This window comes from Parvibaculum sp. (assembly GCF_045863935.1).
Classification (GTDB): domain Bacteria; phylum Pseudomonadota; class Alphaproteobacteria; order Parvibaculales; family Parvibaculaceae; genus Parvibaculum.
On record NZ_BTVP01000001.1, the window covers coordinates 139,424 to 149,016 of the forward strand.

The 9,593-nt window shown below is 65.5% G+C and carries 8 protein-coding genes and 1 tRNA gene; 7 read left to right on the plus strand and 2 right to left on the minus strand.

The annotated features are described in order from the left end of the window. Positions 1 to 109: 109 nt before the first annotated feature. Positions 110 to 1,009, minus strand: coding sequence for an alpha/beta hydrolase (locus ACKUUH_RS00750; RefSeq protein WP_407947929.1), 900 nt, complete (start codon positions 1,007 to 1,009; stop codon positions 110 to 112). Between the two features lie 14 nt (positions 1,010 to 1,023). Further along, a complete protein-coding gene (tsaD, locus tag ACKUUH_RS00755) occupies positions 1,024 to 2,094 on the minus strand; it encodes a tRNA (adenosine(37)-N6)-threonylcarbamoyltransferase complex transferase subunit TsaD (protein ID WP_407948017.1) in 1,071 nt (356 codons plus the stop codon). 133 nt (positions 2,095 to 2,227) lie between these two features. On the opposite strand from tsaD, the gene hemC reads away from it, so the two are divergent. The 7 genes from hemC (at position 2,228) to ACKUUH_RS00790 (ending at position 9,571) form a co-directional block, all read left to right on the plus strand. After that, positions 2,228 to 3,154, plus strand: coding sequence for a hydroxymethylbilane synthase (gene hemC / locus ACKUUH_RS00760; protein WP_407947930.1), 927 nt, complete (start codon positions 2,228 to 2,230; stop codon positions 3,152 to 3,154). 4 nt (positions 3,155 to 3,158) lie between these two features. After that, a complete protein-coding gene (locus ACKUUH_RS00765) occupies positions 3,159 to 3,872 on the plus strand; it encodes a uroporphyrinogen-III synthase (RefSeq protein ID WP_407947931.1) in 714 nt (237 codons plus the stop codon). A gap of 96 nt (positions 3,873 to 3,968) precedes the next feature. Then, on the plus strand, positions 3,969 to 5,258 hold the full coding sequence (locus tag ACKUUH_RS00770; protein WP_407947932.1) for a COG4223 family protein: 1,290 nt from the start codon (positions 3,969 to 3,971) through the stop codon (positions 5,256 to 5,258). A gap of 5 nt (positions 5,259 to 5,263) precedes the next feature. Beyond that, entirely contained in the window at positions 5,264 to 6,823 is a 1,560-nt protein-coding gene (locus ACKUUH_RS00775) for a heme biosynthesis protein HemY (protein ID WP_407947933.1), read from the plus strand. Then, on the plus strand, positions 6,817 to 7,857 hold the full coding sequence (locus tag ACKUUH_RS00780) for an alpha/beta fold hydrolase (RefSeq protein ID WP_407947934.1): 1,041 nt from the start codon (positions 6,817 to 6,819) through the stop codon (positions 7,855 to 7,857). Before ACKUUH_RS00775 ends, ACKUUH_RS00780 begins: the two co-directional genes overlap by 7 nt. A 100-nt stretch (positions 7,858 to 7,957) precedes the next feature. After that, positions 7,958 to 8,033, plus strand: a tRNA-Thr gene (locus ACKUUH_RS00785). Positions 8,034 to 8,146: 113 nt separating this feature from the next. Further along, on the plus strand, positions 8,147 to 9,571 hold the full coding sequence (locus ACKUUH_RS00790) for a homospermidine synthase (protein ID WP_407947935.1): 1,425 nt from the start codon (positions 8,147 to 8,149) through the stop codon (positions 9,569 to 9,571). Positions 9,572 to 9,593 lie beyond the last annotated feature (22 nt).

A 9,593-nucleotide genomic window follows, 5' to 3' on the forward strand; every position in this document is an offset into this window, starting at 1 on the left:
GACCGGGCCTTATCCCTCCCCTCAAGCAAGGCCCGGTGATCCCCGAGCCCTCCCCCCGGAGGGCGCTTGGCCCCGCCGCTTCCCCCAGCGGCGGGGTTCTTTTTTGGTCTCAGGCGAGGTGCTGCTTCGCGAAGCGGACGATATGCGCGATGGCCTCGCGGCCTTCCGGCAGCATGTCGGCATTGAGCTGCCAGACGTGCCAGACTTTCGGCCAGACCTCGATCGCGGTTTCGGCGCCCGCTGCCTTCAGCGATGCCGCCATACGGATTGAATCGTCCCGCAGCATTTCCTTCTCGCCGACCTGGAAAAGGGTGGGCGGAAAGCCCGTGACGTCGCCATAGAGCGGCGAGACGAACGGGTCGCGTTCGTCGAGGTCCGGGAAGTAGGCGGGCTTCAGGCTGTGGAAGATCTCCGGTACGAAAAGCGAATCGGCTTCGGCGTTGGTGCTGTAGGATTCGCCGCTCGCAGTCATATCCGTCGCGGGCGAAAGACAGATCAGCGCTACCGGCAGGTGCAGGCCCTCGGCCTTCAGCCGCAAGGCAAGGGCAAGCGTCAGATTGCCGCCAGCGGAATCGCCACCCACGAGGATCGATTTCGCGGGGACGCCCTTCTCAAGGAGGCCCCTATAGGCAGCCACGCAATCGTCGAGACCGGCAGGATAGGGGTGCTCGGGCGCCAGCCGGTAATCGATCGCATAGACGGGTATGCCGATGTCCTTTGCGAGCCGCCAGGTGAGCGGGCGGTGCGTGCGCGGCGAGCCTGCGACGAAGCCGCCGCCGTGAATATAAAGGAACGCCGCCCCTTCCCTGGCGCCCGGCGCTGAAAGTCTTTCCGCCGCGACGCCGCCAAGCGTCAGCTCTTCGAGCGCGATATCGGCAGGGAGCTTCGACATGCGCGGCTCCATCTGCAGCATGACCGGCCGCAGGAGCTGCACGTCGGGATTCTTGCGGAAGCGGCGTTTCACCTGCCAGCGCATCAGCAGGTTGAGCAGCGATAGCTGAAAACTCATTCGGGGAAGTCCTCTCAGGCCTTTACGCCGGCGCCCCGCGCAGGCGCCGCATCGGGATCGAGCGGCCAACGTGCGCGCGGACCGGCGTCGATTGGGTCCGTCAGTCCGAGCGCAAGCCTTTCCGCCCCCGCCCATGCGATCATCGCGCCATTATCCGTGCAGAGTTTGAGCGGCGGCACAACAAATTCGTATCCGCATGCGTGAGCCGACACCATCAATCGTTCGCGCAACAGCATGTTGGCTGCAACGCCGCCCGCGACGACGAGGCGGCGGTGGCCGGGCGGAATCGCCTCGCTGGCGAGCGCCATCGCGTTTTCGGTGCGCTCCGAGAGGACGTCCGCGACCGCGCATTGAAACGAGGCGGCGATGTCGGCCTTGTCCCGGTCCGTCAGGGTTCCAAGGCTTTCCGCCGCCTGGCGCACCGCGGTCTTGAGGCCGGAAAAGGAAAAATCGTAGCCGGGCCGGCCCTTCATGGGACGGGGCAGGGAAAAGCGCGACGGGTCGCCGTCGCGGGCCGCGCGCTCGACCGCCGGTCCGCCCGGATAACCGAGCCCCAGCAGCTTCGCGACCTTGTCGAAGGCTTCGCCCACCGCATCGTCGATGGTCGTGCCAAGACGGCGATACCGGCCAACGCCATCCACCACGAGAAGCTGGCTGTGGCCGCCGGAGACGAGCAGCAACAGATAGGGAAAGGGAAGGGCGTCCGTCATGCGGACGGTCAGCGCATGGCCTTCGAGATGGTTGAGCGCGATGAAGGGAAGCCCGCGTGCGGCGGCGATGCCCTTGGCGGTCATGAGGCCCACGATCACGCCGCCGATCAGCCCCGGCCCCGCCGTCGCCGCGATGCCGTCGAGGTCGTCCCAGCCGCACCCCGCTTCTTTCAGCGCCCGCGCGATGAGCCCGTCCAGATGTTCGACATGGGCGCGCGCCGCGATCTCCGGCACGACGCCGCCGAAGGGGGTGTGCTCCTCGATCTGCGAGAAGACGACATTGGAGAGAATTTCACCCGGCGTTTCGCGGCCACGCCAGCGCACGATGGCGGCGGCGGTCTCGTCGCAACTTGTCTCGATACCCAGAATGGTCAGAGGTTCTGCCACAGAAACGCTCGAAAAAAGGCCCGCACCCTCTCTCATCGGCGGGCCGAACGGGCTATAAGGAGCCCCGGCGGCTGAGAGCCGCCCGGGATATTCCGCTGGCATACAACCTTAGAGACCCTGCATGCAACGCCGCTACCGCATCGGCACACGAGGATCGAAGCTCGCCCTGATACAGGCAAACGAAGTTGCCCGCCGTATTGCGCTTGCGAGCCATGCGCCTGTCGAGGAGGTGACGGAGATTGTCGTCATCAGCACGGCGGGCGACCGGGTGCAGGACCGCGCCCTGTCGGAAATCGGCGGCAAGGGGCTCTTTACGCAGGAAATCGAAGAGCAACTGGCCGATGCGCGGATCGATGTCGCTGTCCATTCGATGAAGGACATGCCGACCGTGCTGCCCGATGGGCTTATTATCGATTGTCTGCTGGAGCGCGCCGATCCGCGCGATGCCTTCATTTCGCTGACTGCAGGGTCGCTCGCCGAATTGCCCGCAGGCGCGCGCGTCGGAACCTCCTCGCTCCGCCGCGCCGCGCAATTGCGGGCACGACGGCCTGACCTCGAAGTGGTGCCGTTCCGCGGCAATGTCGATACGCGGCTTCGAAAGCTCGGTGAGGGCGTTGCGGATGCAACCTTTCTCGCAGTGGCGGGCCTCACCCGCATGGGCCTTGCCGACAAGATCACCGCGCCGCTCTCGCCCGAAGACATGCTGCCTGCCGTTGCGCAGGGCGCGATCGGCGTCGAGCGCCGCATCGCCGATGACGAGGCCGCACATCTCCTGGCCAAGCTGCACCATGTGGAAACGGGGCTTCGCGTCGCGGCGGAGCGGGCGTGCCTCGCGGTTCTCGATGGTTCCTGCCGCACGCCAATTGCGGCTCTCGCCGAAATAACGGGCGAGCGCATGAGGCTTCGCGCGATGATCCTGACGCCCGACGGTGGAGAGATCCACGAGACGGAAAGGGAAGGCCTTGCCGCCGATGCGGTCGCCTTGGGCGAGGATGCTGGCGTGGAGCTCAAGGGGCGAGCCGGTCCCGATTTCTTCGATACGGTCTGATCTCGTGCGCCTGCTCGTCACGCGGCCGGAGGAAGACAGCACGCCGCTTGCCGATGCGCTGGCGGCGCTCGGCCATGAGGCGGTGATGGCGCCGCTGCTCACAATCCGCTTTCTGGACGATGCGCCTTTGCCGGAAGGGGCGTGGCAGGCGCTCCTCGTCACCAGCGCGAATGGCGCGCGGGCGCTGGGACGGCGCAAGAATGCGCAGCCGCTCCTGCAGCTTCCCGTCTTTGCCGTCGGCGCCGCAAGCGCCGATGCGGCACGGGCGGCAGGCTTCGTTCATGTCGAGACGGCGGGGGGCGATGTGGAGACGCTGGCCGAACACGTGGCCGAAGTTCTCGTTCCAGAGAAAGGACCGCTTCTCCATGTGGCGGGAAGCGTGGTCGCGGGCGATCTTGCGGCGCTGCTCGGCGCAAAAGGATTTCAGGTGGTGCGGGCCGTACTCTATGAGGCTGCGATGGCGCGCACTTTGCCCGACGTCGCCCGCGAGGCTCTCGAAGCGGGGAAGCTTGACGGGGTCATCCTCTATTCGCCACGGACAGCGCGGGCCTTTGCGTCGCTTGTCATCGACGCGGGGCTAGAGGCCTGTGTGAAGGGTCTTGCCGCCTATTGTCTGTCGCCCGCCGTAGCCGCCGCGCTTGAGTCTCTTCCATATCTTACGGTGAAAATTGCGCGACGGCCGGACCAGGCGGGTTTGCTCAGTATTCTGCCTGCCTGATTCTGCCTGCCTGATTTTCCCGGAACTTCGCCCTGACCCGCGCGCTTTGAGCCTCTATAGTGACCGCAAGCGGCGGATTCCCCCAGAAGGCCTCAGATGAGCAATCCAGACGACAGCAGCAAGGACGGCGAAAACGTCTCCGGATCGGAACCCGGCGAGGAAACGCAGGCGGAATACCTGAAGCCCGAGGGCGAAGCGCCCCCGCGTTCGGCGAGGCGTCAGAAGGAGCCGCGTATCCTCGAAGGCACGGCCGAACATGTTTCCGAAGCCAAAGGCGGCGACCCCGAAAGCGGGCGGACGGAAAAGACGCAAGGTCCGAAAGCGGCGCGCTCCGCCGTTCCGCTCTTTCTTGCCGCCGGGATTGCCGGCTTGGGCGGCGCCGCTGTCGCGCTTGCGGCCGTCTGGTCGGTCGGCCTGCCCGAGCGAGCGGGAGACCGGGATGCGCTGGGCGCTTTCGAACAGCGTATCGCTGCGCTGGAAAGCGGAGCCGATGCGCGCGCGAACGAGACGGGAGCGACGATCGCCTCTCTCGGCGAACGTATTGACCGGCTCGAAAAGGATATCGCCGCAGCGTCGGAAACGCCGAACAGCGCGGCGGCACTCCGCGAGCAGATCGACACGCTTGCCGCCGATGCGCAGCAACTCAAAACGGCGCTCAACGACACGCGCTCCACGATGCGCGAACTCGAAGGCAAGGTCGGCGAGATGTCACAGAACCTTCCGCCGGCCGGTATCGCGGATCAGGTCGGCAGCATCGACGCGCTGGTGCGGGCACTCGATCTCCGTCTCGCCGCGCTCGCACCCGACGTCCAGAAAATGGAAGAGCGCGTTGCCGTGCTCGAGCAAGCGGAAGAAGATCCCGACGCCGCGGCCCGTGCCGCGCTCGGTCTGGCGCTCGCCAATCTTGCGCGCGCCGCCGAGAGCGCCGGTTCCTTCGAAACGGAGCTCGGCGCCGTAAAGGCCTTTTTGCCGGACGAGCCCGCGCTTGGCGATCTCTCCGAAGCTGCCGCCACAGGGGTGCCGACGCGCGCTGCGCTCGAAGCGCGTTTTCCCACGCTTGCCCAGAATATTTTCGATGCCGAACGGCATGCGGGTGAAGACGGCTGGTGGTCGCGCTTCGCCGCCAATGCCAAATCGCTCATCACCGTCCGCCGCACAGGCGAGATTTCCGGCGACACGACCGAGGCAAAAGTCGCGCGCATGGAAGAACGGCTGAAGGTTCACGATCTTGCCGGTGCGGTGGCGGAAGCAGAAACGCTCGAAGGACCCGCGGCCGAAGCAGCGGCGCCGTGGATTGCGGATGCAAGCGACCGGCTCAAGACGGACAAGCTCGTTCGCGAACTCAGCGCGCGCGTTGCGGAGCAACTTGCAAAGACGAGGGGCTGATCCCCATGCTGCGCGCGCTCTACACCTTCCTGATCGTCGCGGTGCTCAGCGGCATTGCGATCTGGCTCGCCGACAATCCGGGCGAGCTCGTGATGCATTGGCGCGGCTACGAAATTCGCACGAGTTTTGTCGTCGGCGTGGGGGCGATGGCGCTTGCGGCATTTCTCGTTCTCCTTGCCTACCGGATCGTGGTGAGCTTCATCGAGACGCCGGCAAGCGTTTCGGCCTATCTCGAGAAACGGCGGCAGCAGAAGGGCTTCCTCGCGCTTTCGCGCGGCATGGTCGCGGTGGCGGCGGGCGACGCGCAGGACGCGAAGCGCTACGCGGCGCAAGCGCACAAGCTTCTGGATGCACCGCCTCTCACGTTGCTCCTCGCCGCGCAGGCGGCGCAGCTCGAGGGCGACGAGGCAGGCGCGACGAAGCATTTCGAGAAGATGCTCGCTGCACCGGAGACGGAATTTCTCGGCCTTCGCGGTCTTTTCATTCAGGCGCGCCGGGCGGGCGACCGCGATGCAGCGCTTGCCTATGCGCGCCGCGCGTTCGGCCTGCGTCCGCAGACGCCCTGGGCCGCACAGGCCGTGTTCGAGATCGAGGCGGCGGAAGAAGACTGGGACGGTGCGCTCAAGACGCTCGACCGCGTGGTGAGCGCAAAGCTCATTCCGCGCGACGATGCACGCCGCCGCCGTGCCGTGTTGCTCACGGCGCGCGCGATGACGGCGGCAGAAGCCGCGCGGGGACAGACGGGCGAGGCGCGCAAACCCGCGCTCGATGAGGCCTCGAAGCTCGCACTCGACGCCGTTTCGCTCGAACCGCGTTTCGTGCCGGCTGTCGCGCTTGCCGCCGCGCTCTGCGCGGAGACGGGCCGCATTCGCAAGGGCATGAAACTCATCGAGGATGCGTGGAGCGCCGTGCCGCACCCGGATCTCGCCGATGTCTGGCTCGACATGATCGAGGACGAGAGCGGCTATGCGCGCGCAGAACGCGCGAAAGCCCTTGCTGCACGCAATCCCGAAAATGTCGAGAGCCATATCCTCGTCGCCCGTGGCGCGATCGGCGCGCGCGATTGGCAGGCGGCGCGTGAGGCGCTTGCGCCCCATGCGGGACCGTCGGCGAGCGAGCTGCCTACGCAACGTGTCTGCGAACTGATGGCGGAGATCGAAGAAGGCGAGTATGGCGATCGCGGCGCGGCGCGCGGCTGGCTGACGCGAGCGCTGCATGCGCCGCAGGATCCGCACTGGACGGGCAACGGCTATCGCTCGGCGAGGTGGTCTCCGATCAATCCGGTCACCGGCGAATTCGATGCTCTCGAATGGACGGCGCCATCGGGCGTGCTGGCGCAGGAGGAGGTTCCCGCAGTTGCCGGGAAAGCCGAGGAAAGCGTCGCTCCGGCCGAGAAGGAAGAGGCACCGGAAGCTGCCGTCGACACGGTCCGCGCGCTTGAAGAAGCCGGGAATGCGAGCGAGGTGCTTGCCTTCCAGCCGCCCCTGCCCGACGATCCCGGTCCGGACGATGAGGGCGAGGACGACAAGGGCGAGGACAGGCGGGAGGGGGAACGCAAATGGTAAAGCGGATATTGGCGGGCACGGCGACGCTCGTTCTGCTGGCGCTGGCGGTGATCGTGATCTCGGTGGTGCAGTTCGATTTGCCGCGCGAGAAACTTGTCGGCAAGTACGCAGGCGGCGCATCGCAGTTTGTGACTTTGCCGAGCAGCGCCAGCGCGCATGTGCGCGACGAGGGCAATCCCGGGGGCCCGGTGCTGGTGCTTGTGCACGGCTCCAATGCCTCCCTGCATACCTGGGAACCCTGGGTCGCAGAGCTCGGCGACACCTATCGTATCATCAGCATGGACCTGCCGGGGCACGGGCTGACGGGGCGCGTGCCCGGCGATAATTATACGCGCGACGGCATGGCGTCCTTCGTTCACGAACTGATGGGTACGCTCCATGTCGAGCGTTTTGCGATCGCGGGTAATTCGATGGGCGGCGGCGTCGCCGCGCTCTATACGCTTGAGCATCCGGATCAGGTGTCGGCGCTCATCTTGGTCGATGCGGCGGGCATTCCGGTGAAGCGCGACGATGACGACGTGCCGCTCGCCTTCAAGATCGCAGGCATGCCCGTTATCAGCAAGGTGATGCGCTACGTGCTGCCGCGCTCGCTGGTCGAGGAGGGCGTGCGCAAGGTTTTCGTCGATCAGTCGAAGGTGACGGACGAAATGGTCTCGCGCTATTTCGATCTGTCGCTGCATGAGGGCAATCGCGAGGCGACGCGGATGCGCTTTGCAAACAACGCCTCGCGCGACGAGGAGGCTTTCGCGGCGCGGCTTGGCGAAATCGGCGTGCAGGTGCTCGTCATCTGGGGCGACAAGGACGGGCTCATTCCCGTCTCGGCGGCCTACGCGTTCAAGGAGCGTATTCCCCAAGCGGAACTGGCGATTTTCGAGAATGCCGGTCATGTTCCGATGGAAGAGGTGCCCGCGGAGAGCGCCGCGGCCGTTCGCACCTTCCTTTCGAAGGGGCAGGCCGAGGTTGCGGCCGGACCGTCGGAGGCGCCTCAGGAGGCCCGCGATGCCCCCCTGCTGGAAAGCACGACAGCGGAATAGGGCCTCAAATGACGCCGGGCCTCTTTCTTCCTGTTGCCAAAGCCTCGGTGGCGGGGTATCTGAGGGCCCTCGCAGGCTGGCGGTTTTCGCCGGTCCCGGCGCCGCTTTAGCTCAGTTGGTAGAGCACCTCATTCGTAATGAGGGGGTCGGGTGTTCGAGTCACCCAAGCGGCACCACTTTCCCGTTTCCGTCGTTCCGGTTTTCCGTTCTGGTGTCCCGCGGCCAGTCCCACTAGATTCGCGCGCGTGCTGCCGTGCGCAGAGCGCATCCGGCGCAGATGAGGTTCCCCATGAGCGATGCTTCCTCGGACAAGATTGCCCGCTTCGACGGCCGCATGGTCATGGTCGGCTTCGGGAGCATCGGACAGGGCGTGCTGCCGCTTCTCCTTCGTCATATCGACATCCAGCCGGACCGGATCACGATCGTTACTGCCGAGGAGCGGGGCCGGGCGGAAGCCGAGGAACTTGGCGTCAAGTTCATGGTGAGCCCGCTCAGGCAGGGCAACTATCTTTCCATTCTCGAGCCGCTTCTCGCGGCGGGAGATTTCCTCGTCAATCTTTCCGTCGATGTCTCGAGCCTTGCGCTGGTCGAGTTCTGCCGTTCCAAGGGCGCGCTCTATCTCGATACCTGCATCGAACCATGGAGCGGGCAATACACCGACACGAAGCGTTCGCCCTCGCAGCGATCGAATTATGCGCTGCGGGAGAGCGCGCTGGCGCTGCGCGACAAATATGAGAGCGGGCCGACGGCGATCCTCACGCATGGCGCCAATCCGGGTCTCGTCTCGCATTTCGTCAAGCAGGCGTTGCTCGACATCGCAGGCGAGACGGGTGTCGAGACGAACGTCCCGAAGAATCGCGAGGAATGGGCCCGTCTTTCGGCGCGGCTCGGTATCAAGGTCATTCACATTGCAGAACGCGACACGCAGGTCTCGCCAATCCCGAAAGCGATCGGCGAATTCGTGAACACCTGGTCCGTCGACGGCTTTGTCGGGGAGGGATGCCAGCCGGCCGAACTTGGCTGGGGTACGCATGAGAGGCACTTTCCGCCTGACGGACATTCGCATTCGAGCGGGTCGCGCTGTGCGATCTACCTCGCGCGGCCTGGCGCGTCGACGCGGGTCAGAAGCTGGACGCCGAACGAAGGCCCCTATCACGGCTGGCTCATCACGCATGGCGAGTCCATCTCGCTAGCGGACTATCTCACGATGCGGGACGGCGACGAGGTGAAGTGCCGGCCGACCGTGCATTACGCCTATCACCCCTGCCATGTCGCCGTTTTGTCGCTCCATGAACTCGCAGGCAAGAACTGGAAGGCGCAGCCGCACAAGCGGCTGATGATGGAGGAAATTTCAGAAGGCGCGGACGAACTCGGCGTGCTCCTCATGGGACATGCCAAGGGCGCCTACTGGTACGGCTCGAACCTTTCAATCGAGGAAGCGCGGCGGCTCGTGCCACATAACAATGCGACGAGCCTGCAGGTGACGGTGGCCGTGCTCGCAGGCGTCGTCTGGGCGATAGAGAACCCGCAACGCTGGATCACCGAGCCCGAAGAGATGGACTTCGCCCGCATCCTTGAGATCGCACGCCCCTATCTCGGCCAGATGGTCGGCGCCTATAGCGACTGGACGCCGCTTCTCGACCGGGGACTTCTGTTCAAGGAAGACCTCGACGAGGACGATCCCTGGCAGTTCAAGAATTTCCGCGTCGTCTGACGCGTTGTGATTGTGCCTGCAA

Excerpts from the sequence above, each read along its gene's own strand:
- hemC (WP_407947930.1), top strand. The coding sequence starts at position 2,228 with ATGCAACGCCGCTACCGCATCGGCACACGAGGATCGAAGCTCGCCCTG.
- ACKUUH_RS00770 (WP_407947932.1), top strand. The coding sequence starts at position 3,969 with ATGAGCAATCCAGACGACAGCAGCAAGGACGGCGAAAACGTCTCCGGA.
- ACKUUH_RS00790 (WP_407947935.1), top strand. The coding sequence starts at position 8,147 with ATGAGCGATGCTTCCTCGGACAAGATTGCCCGCTTCGACGGCCGCATG.
- ACKUUH_RS00750 (WP_407947929.1), bottom strand. The coding sequence starts at position 1,009 with ATGAGTTTTCAGCTATCGCTGCTCAACCTGCTGATGCGCTGGCAGGTG.
- ACKUUH_RS00780 (WP_407947934.1), top strand. The coding sequence starts at position 6,817 with ATGGTAAAGCGGATATTGGCGGGCACGGCGACGCTCGTTCTGCTGGCG.
- ACKUUH_RS00775 (WP_407947933.1), top strand. The coding sequence starts at position 5,264 with ATGCTGCGCGCGCTCTACACCTTCCTGATCGTCGCGGTGCTCAGCGGC.